The sequence below is a fragment of the Vagococcus sp. JNUCC 83 genome, assembly GCF_053667615.1.
This window is the reverse complement of sequence record NZ_CM132204.1, coordinates 1835888-1854081: the sequence shown is the minus strand read 5'-3', so window position 1 is coordinate 1854081 and position 18194 is coordinate 1835888. Positions and strand designations below refer to the sequence as shown.

Here is an 18194-nt window from a genome sequence, read left to right as displayed (position 1 = left end):
GTGATTTTCTCTTGGCACTTTTTTTTGGTTCGTAAGCGGGAAGTAATAGAGTATATGCCAAATAGGGATTCGCTGTGTCATGCTATGACAAGTGGATCCCTATTTCTATAGACAATTAAGTTGTACTTGATCTGACCATGGTAAATAAGCTTCCAGTATGTCAGAGTCTGATATATCTTCGATATTTGGAAGTTGTTTAAACAGATACTGTAAATATTTAGTTGGAACCAAGCCGTTGGCTTTAGCTGTTTCAACGATACTGTATGCAACACCATTAGCTACTGCTCCGCTCTCGCTAGCTGAAAATAGCCAGTTCTTCCTCCCTATAGTCATAGGTCGAATACTTCGCTCTGCTAAATTATTGGATAGCGCACAACGACCGTCCCTCATAAAAGCCATCAAACCTTCTTTCATGTTAAGAGCGTAGTTAACTGCTTTGCCTAGTTTTGATCCAGGTAAAGTGACAAAAGAGTCAATCCATTGCCAAAAGTCATCAATAATTGGTTGGCTTTTAGCTAGTCGTGATTGATATTTTTCTGCATCATTTAATTCTCTTATCTCTTTTTCAATCTGAAAGAGCTTGTCGCAGTAAGTAACGCCTTGCTTAGCGGGAGTCTCTTTTGAAGATGAATCTTTTGCTTCAAAAAATTTTCTTCTCACATGAGCCCAACAATTCACAAGTACCACATTATCTACAGATCTATAAGCATTATAGCCATCACAATGAAGATAGCCTGAAAAATCATGTAGAAAATTTTTGGCCACGCTACTTTTACGACTAAGTTCATGATGATACAAGATAATAGGGTGTTCAGTTTGTTCAATCGTTCGAAATAGCCAAAAGTACGATTTTTGTTTATCGCTAGATAAAACATTGTAATGAGTTTCATCTGCATGAATGAATTTCTCTTTTACAAGTTGTTTCTTTAACTCATTCCAAATGGGAGTCAACCACTTCTCACAAGAGGTAATGAACCAATTAGCCTGTGTTCGACGTGGAACACGTAATCCGTAGGCTTCCCATTCTTTTTCTTGACGATAAAAAGGTAAACTCATTTCAATTTTTTGATGAATCAATTGGGCTAATACAGACGGAGAAGCTAAACTATGTGTTATCGGTTGTTTAGGTACGCTTGCTTTCTTTATCGTATCAACACCATCTTTTTTACAAGTGGGACACTCATAAGCGTGTTGATAGTAAACTTCTTTATACATCTTTGCAGGAACAAAAACGACTTCTTCTCTTATTCTAGTTTTACCTATGTGCTTTAAAGAGGTACAACACCAATCACAGGTACACTCGTGACCCTGAAGGTCACAATGTATCTCTTCTATGGGTAAATCCTTTGTTAGCTCAGCTTTATAACCTTTTTTCTTTTTTCGTTTATACTTAATTTCCTCAAAGACGGTTTTTTCTTCAGTTGTCTCTGCTAGATTAAAAGACGAGTCATCATCAAATAAATCTATTTGATTTTTATCATCTGTATTTCTCTCAGACGAACGACCAAATAGTTTTTTCATTAGGAATTCATTTTGCTCTCTTAATAGTGACAATTCATTAGATAATGCTTCAACTTGTTTTAAAAGTTTTTCTTCTAACTCAGACAAAGAAATCACCTCAAATCATTATATTCTCTTAGTTTCTTTCATTGTACATTTTTTAAAACAAATAAGCATCTAAAATGACAGATTTTTATCATTTTAGATACTTATTTAGCTGAGGTAACCTGGAATAGCTGGAGCTATCTTTTTGCTTTGATCAATTTGTAAACCTTCTAACAACCAACGAAGTTGTTGTTTAGTTAATAATCTTAGTTCAGATTCTTTTCTGGGCCATTGCAGTTTACCATTTTCAAAACGTTTATAGAGTAATATAAAACCATCACCATCCCAATATAAAGCTTTAAAGCGATTGAGACTATTTCCGCAAAATAAAAAGAGTGAATCAGAATAGACATCTAAATCAAATTGATTTAAAACAATAGAAGCTAATCCATCGATACCACGTCTCATATCTGTTTTTCCACAAACCACATAAATATTCTTTACAGTTGAATAATTAATTAGCATGAGAGTTCAACACTCCTAGTGCAGCATTTAAAATATAATTATTACAACCATTGTAGATGGTGATATCCATCTGATCTCGTTTGACCCTAATCGCAACCTTTGGTTTAGTAACGTTGGTAGTTGATTGCGGTCCATCATTTTTTTGTTTAAGCTTTGAATCAAATGTAACTGGAACAATATCTTGTTTTTCTGGCATTGAAAATACCTCCAATCTTTCTTAAGTAATTTAAGAATAACCGAAGGTATACTTTTATCATAGATACCCTATTACTTCCCGCTTACGGTAAACCAGGTGGATTTTATAGTTGTAAGAGCTGTAATAATTATGTTTTAAAATTTTAGCTGTTAGTCGTAATTAACCGTGATGAGTAATTACTAAAATATAAAAAATGGTTATATATTTTACTTAGAAAATCTATATTATTAGCTGTTTTGTTCGATTTATAATATTAACAGATCATTTTTTAAAGTAAAAGTAAACAGTGATAATGAGAATATATTTTTAATGAGTAATTTGATAAAATAGCAAATTAAATTATAGTTATCTGTGTTATTTATCTTTTGTTTTAAAATAGAGGTTTTTATATAAAGACTTGAATAGTTAGATGCTATAATATATAATTAAATATATACGTAATTGAACATTGTCTTATCAGTCACTGTAAGCTCTAGAATTAAAACATACCCATTTTTTTTGTTATCTTTTTCGATAAATATATATTTTTCGAAAAAATAGTTTAGACTATTAAAATCGCGTCGTACCGTAGCAAATAATTACATAATGGGTAATATTTAGTGACACATTTTGTTCGTTTAACGTATGTTTTTTAGATTTAATAAAAAGAGAAAGGGAGATGTTTATTTTGAAAAAAATTATTATTAAATCTGCGATAGTTTTATCATTTTTAGCTAGCAGTGCTTTAATGATGTCTACTAGCACAGTTAACGCTGCTGAACTTAGTTCAGAGGTAACAGAAAAATTAGGAGAAGATGTGGCCATTCAATCTGGAATAGTTTACGTGGATGCTAACGGGCAAGAACAAACAATTGAAATTCCAGAAAGTTCAGTTGTAACAATGAACGCTACTTCTACAAGAATTACGGTTAAGGATGGAAAACAAACATATAAATTAGATAACGTTAAAGAAGTGACATTTAAAAATTTAACTGTGTCTAATCTTGTGCCATTCTATTTAAACAGCGTAACAAATGTAACGTTAGATGGCGTTAATTTCCAAAAAGGTGTTGATTTTTCAGGAATGAAGAACGTTCAAGAATTGATCGTTAAAAATTCTGAATTTGGCGCAACAGATTATTCATTAGCCATTCACTCTGCACCACAATTAAAAACATTTATTGTTGACAACTCAACTCTAAATGCGGATTTACGTATATACAGTAATAAGAGTTTAGTGGAATCAACTATCTCAAACTCTGTATTGAAAGATGACGCAAGCCAATACAGTAACCAAAAAGGCTACAACACAAATTATGTCAACACACGTATTGAAAGACCAAAAGGCTTAAGAGTGGTGTCATCAGGTGGTATGAGTCCAAGTGACATTTTCCATATGAACCCAAATACAGCAACACCAATTGCTGAAACAAAATTTGATGCTTCAAAACCTGGTTATATCTATTACACTGGTGCGGATAAAGAAATTAAAACAGTAGAAATACCAGCTGGTGTGAAAATTACTTCTTTAACTGATTCTCTCGATAAAATCACTGTAAAATTAAGCAATAAACAACAAGTTGTCTTAGAAGGAACAAAAGACTTATACTTCCGTAATGCTGATATTGACACAGTTATTTCATTCGTGCAAAAGAACCTGCGTTTAGAAAGTCTTAAATTTGTTAATAGTAGAACTAAATTAATTGATGTTGCATACAGTGAAACAATGAAAACATTTGAACTTCATGGAACTGAAGTGTCTCAATCTACTGGTTATGTGAGTGTCTATAATAATAAAGCGATTGAGAACTTTGTGATGCAAGATTCTAAGGTAACTGGTTCTTCAGGATATATCTCAGTTTATAATAACAAAGCAATGAAGAACTTTATCATGAATAACGATTACACTTATGGCTACTTATCTACTTACAACTTAGGTGAAGCTGTTCTTAAATTAAGCAATTCTCGTTATGATGATTACATTTCTTCAACGAACGTCATTGAAGGAGAAGCTGGTCGTCAAACAATCGGATATGCACCAACGATTGAGGCGAGTGATTATGATTTAGAAAAATATATTGACTTTGGTGATGCAGAAGCGTTAGCGTTAGCTAAAGCTAATGATGTTGAAGATGGGGATATCACATCATCAATTAAAGTCGTTGAAAATAAAGTTGATAATCAAGAAGACGGTAATTACCGTGTTGTTTATGAAGTCACAGACTCTGATGGCAATACAGTTCAAAAAGACATTACCGTAACTGTGCAATAATATGTTGTGAAAAATCGTAAGTCATTAAATTATAATGGCTTGCGATTTATACAATAAAGGTTATAAGGAGGAGGGGGTTAATATTAAAAAAAAGAAATTCAAATCACTTTTACTTGTCTCTATTCTATTATTAAGTATTGTTTTATCAACACTTCAAGTTAATGCGACCTATTATCCAACGCAATGGCTTGAGAAAAAAGATGTCGGCAAATTGCGGTACGGATTGTCTAGATTTTTGTCTTATGAGGGTGGTACACCTGACGTTCACTATATTCAATCGGATGAAGCTGCTTTAAATAATACCACGATTCAGCATATATATACTTCAAGTAGTGGGGTGGCTACATCACCATTTAATTTAATTGGTACAACGGATGAGTACCTTATAGACGGGGGTTCTTCAGGGAATTTTAAAGCTGAGGGTGGAGTTGCGCTATTTAATGACAGTACACGAACTTTATTAAGTAACCTGGCAGAACCAAATAAAGAGGCAGTTATCGCATCAGGTAGCAAATTGTCAGATACAGACTTAAAAATAAGTTTAGAGCAATATGCCAATGCCAATCAAGATGCAGTCGTTCATAAGTATACGTTTACCAACACGTCAAAAACAGAGACAAAAACAGTGTATCCCATGAAACGTGTGGATACTAAACTAAATGATAATGACCAAGTTCCCGTGTATTCTCGTGGTGCAGGTCAAGGGATTTATATAAAAACACCTCAAGACCCAAACAACTTAAAAAAAGGGAATTATCGTTTAGATTATTACACTAACGGTATACCCGATAACAGTGAGCACTTCCCTGTATTATACGCAGCTGCACACCAAAATGGTGCTGCTATTTACACGGATGATCCAAATATAAAGCGACCTTTTCCAAGTGTGTTTGGCGATGATTTAGATAATCAGGGTACGGATGTGACAACCAAATCTATGACTGCGGCTGCAGATGTAGATATTCCAATTAATCAAAGACAAAATGGTACGGATTCCGAGGGTAATCCTACGTTTACTTCACCCGACAGTGGGATATTTATGAGTTGGGGGAAAGTAACACTTGCGCCTGGTGAATCTTATACCGCACGATACGATGTTGGGATTAGTGTGGACACGAACACAAAAAAAAGTAAAACAGCAAAAAACTTAACGCGTAGCGAAGGCAAAGCCCAAATTGGTGATGTGATTGAATATACGATTTCATACGAATCGGCGAATCCATTATCCGATATTACAATCCAAGATAAATTAAGTGAAGGATTTGACGCACCAACCGAAGATATCATAATTGAAGATGTTAACGGAACAAATGGTAATCCAACAAGCATCCCGATTAGTCAAGCCTATGACAGTGCCACTCATACATTAAATATACCTGGCAATGGAAGTGGATTGAAACTTGTAGCGGATGGTAAAATCAACGTCAAATTTAAAGTGACACTTGGCGAAAAAGCAACAGGTATGAACATCAATAATACAGCAGAGTTTCGTTCGAAAACAACGGAAGACACATACTTTAATGAAAAAACCACAACTGACAAACCAGTTGAAGTGGAAAATAAAGGAACAGTCACTGTTAAGTATGTTGATGAAGAGGGAAACACGCTAAAAGCTGATGACACATTGAGTGGGATTATCGGAAAACCTTATGATGCTACAGGAATGAACGTGGCCATCAATGGATATGATTACAGCAAATCAACAGGTTCAGCATTAACTGGTAGCTTTACTACCGATGCACAAACGATTACGTTTGTTTACAAAGAGCATCGATTTGACCTTGTACAAAAAGTGACCAATGAAGCTGGAGAATCAGTCGATGGAAAAGAAGTTGACATGGGACAAAAAGTCACCTATACGACAGACCTCAAAACCAAATTGACAGATGCCACTTCGAGTTATCAAAACTTTAATCTAGTGGCAAATGTGAGTCCAAATGTTGAAAATATTGACAATATTACATTAAAAACAACTTCTGGCAAAACATTAACTTACGCCAAAGCAGATGTGTATGATGAAGGAACAAATACCATCACCATCACATTAGATGGTAGTGAATCCATAGCTAGTACAGAAGATTTAACGTTAAGTTATGATGCAACGGTTAAAAATTTAATTGAGGTAGACGTAGTAGCTTCTTCAAGTGCTTCAGGGAATTACTCTGATGGCATGGTTGCTAAAAAAGTAGATTCTAATGTTGTGACCTCAAGAAGGGGTGCAGGAAATCTTGAACTAACGACACCGTCAGAATTTAATTTTGGAGTGAACGAAATTTCTTCTAAAGAAGAAGATTATTCATTAAGCAAGTTGAGTGAAGATATCATCGTTAAGGATAATCGTGCTCCTGGTAAAAACTGGGTGTTGAATTTATCAATAGCAAAAGATTTTGAAAATACAAGCACTGGTGACAAACTTCCAGGAATTCTGAAGTTCAAAAAATCTGGAGTGAAAAATGATATTCCAGTAGACGGTAGTGATTATCCAATACAAAATGGTACAACCACAGCTGACAATCGAGGAACGGCTTTTAATATCAGTCAAGATTGGGTAAGCAAAAAAGAAGGTTTGATTTTATCAGTACCAGGTGGTTTAGCAAAAGCAGGCAACTATGAAGCAGAACTTACTTGGAATCTTGTTGATGCGCCATAAGCAAAAGCGAGGAGATATGGATGAAAAAAATTAGAAAAGTGTTTCTACTTTCCTTACTTTTTGTTTTTAGCTTGGTAACTTATCAAAAAAATGCGGCTGCAGAAGTAGCTTCCAGTGCTGACAATAAGGTGACTACAGAGATTCTCGAAGATTGGGAACCGAAAGAACCGGTAGATTCTAGCTCAAAAGAGGCAGAAAAAGAACTGCCGAAAACGAGTGGGTCTACAGGCACTGCAACAAAAAAATCAGGTATTTTACCACAAACTGGAGAAGAAAAAGCTATGTTTGTAGTACTGATTGGACTAAGCATCACTTTAGTTACTATAGTTATTAAAGCAACAAAGCAAAGAAAGTTTAAATAAAATAAAAAAGGGGTACTTACAATGAAATCAAAAAAATTAATCACAACAGCAGCTCTATTAGTAGTAGCTTCACAAGCATCAGTAGTGAGTTTGGCAGCGTCAAATGGAAATACTAGTGATGGAAAATTAGCAACAAACCAAGTGGACATCGAATTTTTGGATAATACAGATCCAACTAAACCGGTTGATCCAGAGCATCCAGATAAACCAGTTACACCTGAGAATCCTGATGAAGAAACACATAATAAAGGACCTTTAAGTATTGATTTAGTTTCAAATTATAATTTTGGACAAATTAAAATCTCTGGTAACGAAAATACATATTATGCAAAACCAACAACTGTAACTCAAGAAGGGACAACTGAAAAGGTTCAAAGAGCAAATTATGTTCAAGTGACAGACAATCGTGGTTCTGGTTCTGGATGGAAAGTTATGGTATCACAACCTACTGCGTTAAAACATAAAACAATCAATACAAATACTATTGAAAAAACGACTATTTCGTTACTAAATGGTGTATCAAATTCAGTGAATAAAACAGCTACAAATACACCAACACCTGCTGCTGAAGTAAAAATCACACCGGGTGCGGCTGCAGTTAGAGTGGTAACAGCTGAAAAAAACCAAGGGATTGGTACTTGGACTCACGCTTTTGGTAAAGATGCGACTGAAGGGGCTAAGAGTGTTAGTTTAGATATTGCAGGAGACCAAAAAATTTCTAAGGGCGCATATTCAACTACACTAAATTGGGAATTAGTTGACGACCCAAGTTAATTATTCAATAAAACAAAAAAGGGGAAAAGATAATGAATAAAATTAAATTAGTTTCAGCAAGTGTTTTAACAGTGATTGGATTTGCGGCTGTTTCACAACCAGTAGCAGCAACAACCTTATCTTCAGCAACAAGTATTCCAGATATTCAGTTTAGACAAAAGGGTAAAGATGATGAAAATAACAATAGCTTGATTGAACCGGAAAACCCAACTCGTGAAGATTCAATTTTTCCAAGTAACACAACTGAAGATAAACGAGGAACAAATAGAGGTCCGTTAGTGATTGATTATGTTTCAGATTTTCATTTTGGTGAGCAGATTATGTCAGGTAATAATGTGACTTATTATGCAAAACCAGCTACTGTATTTAACTCAGCGGAGGACGCTAAAAACCAACAAAATGGTATTACCGTGCCAAATTATATTCAAGTAACAGACGACAGAGGAACTAGTGCGGGTTGGACATTGAAGGTAGCACAAACCGAAGATTTTACTGTTGATGGAAAAGAGGTTGCACCTGAAACAGATGATGGTAGTGCATTAAGAGGAACCGTGCTAAAAATTAAAAATCTTAACTCGTTTAAACGTTCTTCTAATGGGGCAGCTTTACCAGATACTTTCGCTACAGATAATGCCGTATCATTAAGTAAGGGTACAGCAGAGCAACTATTTGCTGGTGCTAAAGAAGGACAAGGTACTGGGTCTATAGCAATTTTAGCTGGATCTGTAAAAAATGATCCAGAAACTGCAAGTAAATCTATTTCTTTAGATGTTCCTGGTAGCATTAAAAAGCAAAAGGGTGTTCTTTATAAAGCTGAATTAACTTGGAACTTAGAAGATACTCCATCATAGGAGTGTCTTCTAACATAAGAAAATGATATGAGAAAATTGGAGGAAATGAAATGAAGAAAAAAACAATTTTGGGTACTAGTTTTTTATTGATTAGTACAATTGTAATTGGTGGAGTAGCCTCTCAAGCGGAGAAAGTAGGTAATACAGAATCTAAAGCAGCAGTTAAGTTTAAAGTATCAGAGACACCACTTAGTTTTGCAGGTAATAAAGCGACTAATATTCAATTTGGTGAAGTAGCTATTGAAGGAAATGACAAGACTTATAAAGCAATATATTCTGGAGATACTTTTACTCCAGATGGAGCAAGTGCTCCTCAATTTGCCGCTCCAAGTGTTACTGTTAAAGATGATAGAGGAACAATGCCTGGGTATAGTGTTAGTGTTAAAATGACTCAACAGTTTACAAGTAGCGTAAAGAATACGGATACTCTTAAAGGTGCAAAACTTGATTTAACTGCAACTAACGCAGCAACAGATCAAACGACTTCTTATCGTAAAGCACCAACTACATTTAATACAAATGTAGTAGTCGGTGAAGGTGTTGAGGCTCAACCAATCTTTGGAGCAAATGCAGGAGAAGGTGCAGGGTCTTGGACTGTATTTTTCGGTAATAATGTAGATAGTGCAACACAACCGGATGCATCAGTAGAAAATGATAAAGTTAAATTACATTTACCTGGTGGTAATAAAATCGATACAACTGCAACATACACAGCAACATTAGAATGGGCACTTGAGGATACACCATTATAAAAATAAAATAGAAATTTGGAGATGAATATAAATGAAAAAAATTATAACTAGTTCTTTATTATCAGTTATCACACTAACAGCAGTTTCAGGCGTTGTGTTAGCAGCTGACCCATCAACAACATCAAAAGGATCTGTAGGGTTTTCTGCAGCATCTACGAACCCTAAACCGTTCGATCCTTCTGATCCAACAGTTCCACCTAAAGAAGTTGACGAGAACCCAGATGGTAGTGGTAAGGGTACTACTGGTACGTTAAGATTTGATCGTGTGCCTAATTTTAACTTTGAAAACATTCAAATTGGGTCTGTTGATCAAACAGCAAATGTTTTAGAAGAGAAGTTTGCTATAAAAGGTTCTGATCCAAAAGAAGAGTTCTATTCAGCACCCACAGTAGAAATTACAGACGTACGTGGTACTGCAGCTGGTTGGACAGCTTTTGTTAAAACTGATGGAAAATTAGTTAGTGGAACATCTGGAACACCGGAAATTACTGGATACACTCTTAAGTTAAATAAAGGGGTAGCTTCTAGTTATTCTGGTGTAACAACTGCACTACCGACAGTTTCGACAGGAATATCTTTAAATGAAACACCTCAAATTTTTGCACAAGCAGCTGCAGGAACTGGTACAGCTTCTTGGGGAATCAGTTATTATGATTCATCTACAGGTGAACAAGGTAAACCTAAGAAAAATACAACAGATACTCCAGTTGCATCTGATGCTGTAACATTATCAGTTCCACAAGGGGCAACAATGCATGAAAATGAAACATATACGACAACTTTAACATGGTATCTATCGGATGATCCTTCTGCAACAGAACCAAATACAACTCCATAAAAAATTTTTTAATGTATGTTATGAAAAGAGGATAGAAGATGAAGAAATTTTTAGCTATTAATGCCGGATTTGTTCTTGCATGTGTAGGGCTAGCACCTACAAGTTTAGCAGCAAATACTACTACTGCAGATGGAACTGTTGGTTTTACAAAATCATCATCTATTGATAATGATTTTACGATTCCAGAAGTGGCTCCAATTGTTGAAATAACCCCACCAAGTAACGGTGGATTTGTGGATACTGGTGAAGGGTACGGATTGATTGTACCGCCATTAGATTTTGGTATTCATGAAATTAAATTAGTAGATGAGTCATATTCTGTTAAAGCGGTAGAATATACAGCCAAAAGTGATACAAATAAAAAATATTATTTACCACCAATGGTTGCGGTAAAAGATCAACGTGGGTTAAGCGATGGCAAGTGGAGTGTTGGTGTAAAAATTGATGGGGACTTTGCGACAGATACATCAACTGTTTCCAATCCACAAATTTTGCAAGGTGCTAATATTAAGATAAATTCTGGTCTATTATTTAACAATACTAAACTTGTTTCAGGAGGAGTTATTGATCTAACTGATCAAGATGTTACCGCTGATTCTAACTTTAGTTTGAAAGCACCAATGACGATTAATAGTTCTGAAACGACTTTAATGTCATCAAGTAATGGTAAAGGTGCAGGGCAAACGACTTTTGTACCAGATACTAGAGATAATTACAATAAAGTTACAGCAGCTAAAGGAGATTTTTATGACCAAAATGCTACTTTTTCAGCTATTCAATTAAATGTACCTGGTACATCTAATCGATTGGCCGATAAAACATACACTGCTACGTTAACTTGGAATATTTCGACAACACCTTAAAAATACATATTAAAAATAAAATACCCAGAACCAAGTTTTTATGAGCCTGGTTCTGGTATTTATTTGAAAGGATCTTATACAAATATGAAAAAACTTTTTAGTTTATTACGTTGTTCATTTATGTTAATGTTCATTTTATTATTTTTTTCCACTACATCAGAGGCAGCTGATTCAATGTCTGTTGGAGTAAGTGCTGTAATACCGGATAATCAGGTTGATAAAGGTCAAACTTATTTTGATTTATTAATGAAGCCAGGGCAAGAACAAGATGTCGAAATTAAATTGAGTAACAGCTCTGATGAGGATAAGACCGTCAATATATCTATTAATCCTGGTACAACGAATGATAATGGGGTAGCAGAATATAACACAAAAGTGACATCAAAAAATAAAGATAGTAGTTTAAAAGTACCCATTTCTGATATTGTGGAATACGAAAAAGAAGTGGTTATACCTAAAAAATCTGAAGTAAAATCTATTATTAAAATAAAAATGCCTAGCGAGGCTTACGATGGTGTAATTGTCGGTGGAATAAGAGTTTCTGAAAAAGGAGACTCAGAGAGTAAGAAAGATGAGGATGAAAAAGCTGGAGTACAAATTAATAATAAATTTGTTTACACGATTGGGTTACAATTACGAACAAAAGAGTCATTGGATGGCATAAAACCAGACTTAGTTTTAGATAAAAAGAAAATTTTACCAAAACAAGTAAATTTTCGTAATGTCGTCGGTATAAATTTACAAAATACTCAGCCAATTTATATTAGAGACTTAGAAGTTGAAGCAAAAATATACAAAAAAGGAAGCAAAGAAGTCTTACATGAAACAAAGAAAACAGGGTTAAAAATGTCCCCTAACTCTAATTTTAATTTTGGTGTAGATTGGGAGAATAAAGAATTACAAGGTGGAGATTATGTTGCGTCTGTAAGAGCATACTCGAAAGACTATGATCAAGAATGGAAATGGGATAATCAAGAGTTTCACATAGACGCAGAAACAGCCAAAAAATTAAATGAGAAGGCTGTCGGTTTAGAAAAAGATAATACCAAACTATATATCATGATAGGTATTGGTTTGATTTTACTTTTATTAATTATTATTTTGTTGATAGTATTAAGAAATAAAAAGAAACGTAAAAAACGTGGTAATAAGAAAAAAGCTAATAAATCCAAAAAACATTCTTCTAAAACTTCTTCTTCAAAAAATAGTCAAAAAAAAAGTTCAAAAAATAAGAAGTAGATAGGAAATGAATATGATAAATAAAGATGAATCAACTCAAGAAAATCAATATGAAATAGAAAATGAAATGCTTAATACAGAAGAAGTAATGGAAGATTTAACTGGTGGGACTGAGGTATATGAAGAATCTGTATTTGAAAAATTAAAAGATTATTCACTATGGTTAATTTTTATAGTAGTTATTTTTTTATTGTTCGGATTATTTTATAGATTTTATCCATTAGCATCTAAAATTGATGGGAATTGGACGGGTAGTACGACGAATGGAACTTATGTACTTGAAAATTCTAGTAAAATGAGTACTTTCAAAATAAAAAATCTAAATAATACAACAGGGATGGATTTAGTTTTTCAAAGTGAAATTGTACCAAAAGATGAAAATCAATATGTTGTTAAGGATACACAAGTATTTCTGGAGTTAAATAAAGACAACTTTACATCTGAAGCAGTTAATCAAATGATTGGTGATCAAACGATAACTACTAAATCTTTTGATACAGCTACTAAATATAGATTAAAATACACTAAAAAAGGGATTGAAAGTCTTTTCCCAAATGAGAGTAATGTGAATAATCTTTTTAAATATACGTTAAAAGACTTTAATTGGAAACTGCAGGGTAATACACTAAGTTTAATAAATGGTTCATTTGCTGAAGGTGGAATTTCTTTGAAAAGGGATAGTGAATAAAAATTTATTTATCTTAGAGGAGTGGATGAATGAGTTATTATGGCTATGTTATTAAAACGAGTGAACTAAGTCAGTTTTTATTAGAGTTAGAGCAGTTATTAGGTCTATCCTGTGAAGATATTTTTGTGGAAAATAGTCTACCTAACACAAAACGTTCTACTGAATTGAAAAGGTTGCTATCTATTATGACAACCGAAGATTGTTTAGTAATTCCTAATCTATCTAAGATATATCTAGATAAATTTTTTAATGAAAAAATTATTAAAACGATTTTAAGTAAAGAGATAAAAGTTAGAGTCTTACAGGAAAAAAAACATGTTTATTTAGTATATAAGGATAATACGATTTATCTGAATAGCAACAAGATACTGGAAAAATTACAGCATCGTAAAACGGTAGGAAGACCTAAAGTGAATCAAAATAAAATTGATAAGCTCATTGAATATCGAGAAAACAGGCATCTTACCTATCGAGAAATTAGTGATATAACAGGATTATCATTGGGTACGGTGTACAAATATACTAAGAAAAAACATGAATGACAAATTATGACTTAAGATAGAATTTATGAAATGATGGGCAAAAAGTCATAATGAAAACAAAGTGTACAATAAGTATTGTTTGTTAGTTGTAAAAATTAAAATATTTTTATGATTTAGGATCTAGAAAATGAATTTTTTCTAGGTCTTTTTGTTATTTATTTGTTTTTGAAACAGAATAGGGGGGATAGACAAAAAAACAAACCAATTACTCTTAACTGAGCAACTAGTTTGTTTTCACTGTTAAATTTATCGACATATCTATATGGCTATCGTTGGGTCTTTTTACATACCAATTAAATAATCATTGTCATCCATTGCTTCAACGGTACCAAGTAAGTAACCATTACCCACTTGTGAGAAGAAGTCATGGTTGCTTGTCCCAGTTGATAGACCATTCATGACGATTGGATTCACGTCACTTGCTGTATCTGGGAATAGTGGGTCCATACCTAAATTCATCAACGCTTTGTTTGCGTTGTAACGCAAGAATGTTTTTACTTCTTCCGTCCAACCTAATTTGTCATACAACAATTCAGTGTATACTTCTTCATTTTCATAAAGAGTGAAAAGTAAGTCATACATCCATTCTTTCATTTTTTCTTGTTCATCATTGCTTAATTCATTGAAACCTAATTGGAATTTATAACCAATGTAAGTACCGTGAACAGATTCGTCACGAATGATTAATTTAATGATTTCAGCGACGTTTGCTAATTTGTTGTTTCCTAGATAATACAAAGGTGCATAAAATCCAGAGTAAAACAAGAATGTTTCAGCATAAACGTTGGCTACTTTTTTCTGCAATGGCGAGCCGTTTAAATAAATTTCATTAATAATTTCTGCTTTTTTTTGTAGTTGTGGATTTGTATTTGTCCACTCAAAAATGTCTTCAATCTCAGCTTTGGTATTTAATGTACTAAAGATAGATGAGTAACTTTTCGCGTGAACAGACTCCATAAATTGAATATTATTCAAGACCGCTTCCTCGTGGGGCGTACGGCTATCTTGACGCAAAGCTTCAATTGCACTTTCTGATTGAATGGTATCCAGTAGTGTTAACCCACCAAAAACTAAGCCAATGTTTTCTTTTTGGTTGTCATTAAAATTACGCCAATCATCTAAATCATTTGATAATGGAATACGTGTATCTAACCAAAATTGTTCAGTCAATTTTTCCCAAGTTGACTTATCAATAATGTCTTCAACAGCATTCCAATTAATTGCTTGGTAATAACTATTGTCTAACGCAGTCATTTATTGCTCCTCCTTAAATAACACAGCTTTCACATTGATTACTTCCAATTTCTTCATCGTCGTCTGTATACGTACGAACGTAGTAAATTGATTTAACACCTTTATGGAAAGCGTAGTGACGTAAAATATTTAAGTCACGCGTTGTTTGTTTTGTTGTATTAGTTTTCCATTCATACAAGCCTTCAGGTATATCTGAGCGCATAAATAGAGTCAAGCTCATTCCTTGGTCGATATGTTTTTGAGCTGTCGCATAGACGTCAATGACTTTACGCATGTCCATATCATAAGCAGATGTGTAATAAGGCATGGTGTCATTTGATAAGAAAGGTGCTGGGTAATAGATTTTACCGATTTTCTTTTCTTGACGTTCTTCAATCAAACGAGTGATGGGGTGAATGCTAGCACTTGTATCATTGATATAAGAAATTGAACCATTTGGTGCAACGGCTAAACGGTTTTGATGATACAAACCGAACTCTTTAATCGATTGTTTTAATGCTTCCCAGTCGTTTGCTGTTGGAATAAAAATACCATCAAATAACTCTTTGACTTTATCAGATGACGGTTTGATGTCATCATTGATATACATGTCAAAGTACTCTCCCGTAGCATATTTTGAGTTTTCAAAGTTATCGAACGATTCATTACGTTCTTTTGCAATATTGTTACTTTCAACGAGTGTCCAGTAGTTTAATAACATAAAGTACACATCAGTAAATTCTAATGACTCTTTTGAACCATACTCCATTTGATTTTTAGCAAAGTAAGTATGTAATCCCATAGCCCCTAAACCAATTGTGTGATTTAGTCGGTTACCGTTTTGGATTGATGGAACCACTTCAATATCAGAAGCGTCTGTGATATAAGTGAGTGCTCGTGTCATTGTTTTAACAGATTTTCCAAAGTCTGGACTATCCATTAGGTTAACAATATTTGTAGAGCCTAAGTTACAAGAAATATCTGTTCCAAGGACGTCATATTCTTGACGATCATTAATGACAGATGGTTTTTGGACCTGTAAGATTTCAGAACACAAGTTACTCATAATAATTTTGCCATCAATAGGGTTTGCACGGTTGGCAGTATCGATATTGATGATATAAGGGTAACCTGATTCTTGTTGTAATTTACTAATTTCATTTTCTAAGTAACGCGCATCAATTTTTTGTTTTCTAATGCGAGGATTCGCAACTAAGTTATCATATTCTTCCGTGATATCGATATAAGAAAATGGAACGCCGTACTCTTTTTCGACACTATACGGACTAAATAAATACATGTCCTCATTATTGCGAGCTAATTCGTAAAATTTATCTGGTACTAATAACCCAAGAGAGAGTGTTTTAACACGGATTTTTTCATCAGCATTTTCTTTTTTGGTTGATAAAAACATTTCAATGTCTGGATGGAAGACGTTTAAGTAAACCACACCAGCTCCTTGACGTTGGCCAAGTTGGTTACTATAACTAAAACTATCTTCAAATAGTTTCATTACAGGTACCACACCACTAGCAGCACCCTCAAACCCTTTAATCGGAGCGCCAGCTTCACGTAAGTTTGATAGTGTAATACCAACACCACCACCAATACGAGATAATTGCAGCGCGCTATTGATAGAGCGTCCGATACTATTCATATCATCTGTCACTTGGACTAAGAAGCAAGAAACTAACTCACCACGGCGTTTACGCCCAGCATTTAAAAATGAGGGTGTTGCTGGTTGGTAACGCTGATGAATCATTTCATCTGCTAAATTTAAAGCTAGTTCTTCATTGCCATCAGCAAAATACAAAGCATTAAATGCTACACGATCTTCATAACGCTCTAAGTATTGTGTGCCGTCGTTTGTTTTTAAGGCATATTGAGAATAAAACTTATAGGCAGCCATAAATGATTTAAACGTAAAGTGTTGTGATTCTAAGTAAGCGTATAATGATTCAATAAATTCTAGTGAATAGTTTTTTAAAAAGTCTTCTTCTAAATAATCATGTTCAGTTAAAAAAGCAAGTTTTTCTTCTATAGAAGAAAACTGCTTTGTGTTAGGTTCCACATTTTCTTTAAAAAACGCATCAAGTGCTTCTTTATCTTTATATAAGGGAATTTGATCATTTACGGGGCGGTTAATTTCGTTGTTAAGTTCGAAATACGTTACATCAGTCAGGTCTTTTAGACTCAAATTCATTCACTACTTTCTTAAAGTTTTTTACATCCTCATCTGTTCCACTAAATTCAAAAGAAAATATAAGAGGAATATTGTAATCTTTAGCAATATCTTTTGCTGTAAAAACAAATAAGTCCCCAAAATTAAGGTTGCCACTACCAGCAACACCTAATAAGTGGCCTTGATTGGTTTTGTACTCAATAAAATCGTTCACTACTTCGGTGACTTCTTTGTCATAAGTAGGAACGATCAATAGGAAATCTTCATTCATTTCATGAAAAGGATTTGTTGTATCAATCTCATAGAACGGAAAATTTAGTTTATTAATAAAACGTCTTGTCTGTCCGGTTAAAGAAAAAAAGACTAATTTCATGTCTAAACAGCCAACGTTCTTAATTGGTCAGGTCTAAACCCAACGATTGTGACCGTTTCATCCATTGTTTTTAAGACAGGGACGCTTTGGAAGCCTTGTTCTTTTAATGAATCGATATATTGTGGTTCATTATCTATATTAATTTCGTTAAATTCGACATTTTTTTGTGCTAAAAATTTCTTTGTCATTAAACATTGAGGGCAGTTATTTTTTGTATAAAGTGTGATAGTATCCATGGCTATTTCCTCCTAATTTGTACTAAATAATATATTTATAAGTATAGCTTGAAATAAAAAAAAGTCAACAACGAAACACTAGATATAGTGTCCT

18 protein-coding genes are annotated in these 18194 nt (G+C 33.8%); 11 read left to right on the top strand and 7 right to left on the bottom strand.

Annotation, left to right across the window (positions count from 1 at the left end):
* Positions 1-105: 105 nt before the first annotated feature.
* The 3 genes from tnpC to JNUCC83_RS08985 all read right to left on the bottom strand — a co-directional run bounded on the left by tnpC (position 106) and on the right by JNUCC83_RS08985 (position 2266).
* Positions 106-1608, bottom strand: a complete 1503-nt coding sequence (gene tnpC / locus JNUCC83_RS08995) for an IS66 family transposase (protein WP_454459705.1) — start codon at positions 1606-1608, stop codon at positions 106-108.
* A gap of 105 nt (positions 1609-1713) precedes the next feature.
* Positions 1714-2070 (bottom strand): IS66 family insertion sequence element accessory protein TnpB, encoded by a 357-nt coding sequence (gene tnpB, locus JNUCC83_RS08990; RefSeq protein ID WP_454459704.1) that lies wholly within the window; start codon positions 2068-2070, stop codon positions 1714-1716.
* A complete protein-coding gene (locus JNUCC83_RS08985; RefSeq protein ID WP_454459703.1) occupies positions 2060-2266 on the bottom strand; it encodes a hypothetical protein in 207 nt (68 codons plus the stop codon). The genes tnpB and JNUCC83_RS08985 overlap by 11 nt, the downstream gene beginning before the upstream one ends.
* A 667-nt stretch (positions 2267-2933) precedes the next feature.
* Here JNUCC83_RS08985 and JNUCC83_RS08980 point away from each other — a divergent pair.
* From JNUCC83_RS08980 to JNUCC83_RS08930, 11 genes are all read left to right on the top strand, one after another.
* Entirely contained in the window at positions 2934-4517 is a 1584-nt protein-coding gene (locus JNUCC83_RS08980; RefSeq protein WP_454459702.1) for an immunoglobulin-like domain-containing protein, read from the top strand.
* Positions 4518-4551: 34 nt separating this feature from the next.
* Complete coding sequence (locus JNUCC83_RS08975; protein ID WP_454459701.1) at positions 4552-7167, top strand: MucBP domain-containing protein; 2616 nt, start codon at positions 4552-4554, stop codon at positions 7165-7167.
* A 20-nt stretch (positions 7168-7187) separates the two neighbouring features.
* Complete coding sequence (locus JNUCC83_RS08970) at positions 7188-7529, top strand: LPXTG cell wall anchor domain-containing protein (RefSeq protein ID WP_454459700.1); 342 nt, start codon at positions 7188-7190, stop codon at positions 7527-7529.
* A gap of 21 nt (positions 7530-7550) precedes the next feature.
* Positions 7551-8303, top strand: coding sequence for a WxL domain-containing protein (locus tag JNUCC83_RS08965; RefSeq protein WP_454459699.1), 753 nt, complete (start codon positions 7551-7553; stop codon positions 8301-8303).
* A gap of 32 nt (positions 8304-8335) precedes the next feature.
* Positions 8336-9154, top strand: coding sequence for a WxL domain-containing protein (locus tag JNUCC83_RS08960; protein WP_454459698.1), 819 nt, complete (start codon positions 8336-8338; stop codon positions 9152-9154).
* 50 nt (positions 9155-9204) lie between these two features.
* A complete protein-coding gene (locus tag JNUCC83_RS08955) occupies positions 9205-9906 on the top strand; it encodes a WxL domain-containing protein (RefSeq protein ID WP_454459697.1) in 702 nt (233 codons plus the stop codon).
* Between the two features lie 31 nt (positions 9907-9937).
* Entirely contained in the window at positions 9938-10744 is an 807-nt protein-coding gene (locus JNUCC83_RS08950) for a WxL domain-containing protein (protein WP_454459696.1), read from the top strand.
* A 38-nt stretch (positions 10745-10782) separates the two neighbouring features.
* Entirely contained in the window at positions 10783-11607 is an 825-nt protein-coding gene (locus tag JNUCC83_RS08945) for a WxL domain-containing protein (RefSeq protein WP_454459695.1), read from the top strand.
* A gap of 84 nt (positions 11608-11691) precedes the next feature.
* Positions 11692-12846, top strand: coding sequence for a WxLIP family cell surface protein (locus tag JNUCC83_RS08940; protein ID WP_454459694.1), 1155 nt, complete (start codon positions 11692-11694; stop codon positions 12844-12846).
* 7 nt (positions 12847-12853) lie between these two features.
* On the top strand, positions 12854-13534 hold the full coding sequence (locus tag JNUCC83_RS08935; RefSeq protein WP_454459693.1) for a hypothetical protein: 681 nt from the start codon (positions 12854-12856) through the stop codon (positions 13532-13534).
* 29 nt (positions 13535-13563) lie between these two features.
* Positions 13564-14076: a winged helix-turn-helix transcriptional regulator gene (locus JNUCC83_RS08930; protein ID WP_454459692.1), complete on the top strand. Its 513-nt coding sequence runs from the start codon at positions 13564-13566 to the stop codon at positions 14074-14076.
* Between the two features lie 282 nt (positions 14077-14358).
* Here the strand turns inward: JNUCC83_RS08930 and nrdF are convergent, their stop codons facing one another.
* Genes nrdF through nrdH form a run of 4 tightly spaced genes read right to left on the bottom strand, consistent with a single transcriptional unit; the run spans position 14359 to position 18100 of the window.
* Positions 14359-15330 carry a class 1b ribonucleoside-diphosphate reductase subunit beta gene (nrdF, locus tag JNUCC83_RS08925; RefSeq protein ID WP_454459691.1) on the bottom strand — a complete coding sequence of 324 codons (972 nt, stop codon included), beginning with the start codon at positions 15328-15330 and terminating at the stop codon, positions 14359-14361.
* A 13-nt stretch (positions 15331-15343) separates the two neighbouring features.
* Positions 15344-17506: a class 1b ribonucleoside-diphosphate reductase subunit alpha gene (gene nrdE, locus JNUCC83_RS08920; RefSeq protein WP_454459690.1), complete on the bottom strand. Its 2163-nt coding sequence runs from the start codon at positions 17504-17506 to the stop codon at positions 15344-15346.
* Positions 17484-17864 carry a class Ib ribonucleoside-diphosphate reductase assembly flavoprotein NrdI gene (gene nrdI, locus JNUCC83_RS08915; protein WP_454459689.1) on the bottom strand — a complete coding sequence of 127 codons (381 nt, stop codon included), beginning with the start codon at positions 17862-17864 and terminating at the stop codon, positions 17484-17486. Before nrdI ends, nrdE begins: the two co-directional genes overlap by 23 nt.
* Positions 17865-17866: 2 nt before the next feature.
* Complete coding sequence (gene nrdH / locus JNUCC83_RS08910) at positions 17867-18100, bottom strand: glutaredoxin-like protein NrdH (protein WP_454459688.1); 234 nt, start codon at positions 18098-18100, stop codon at positions 17867-17869.
* Between the last annotated feature and the right edge of the window lie 94 nt (positions 18101-18194).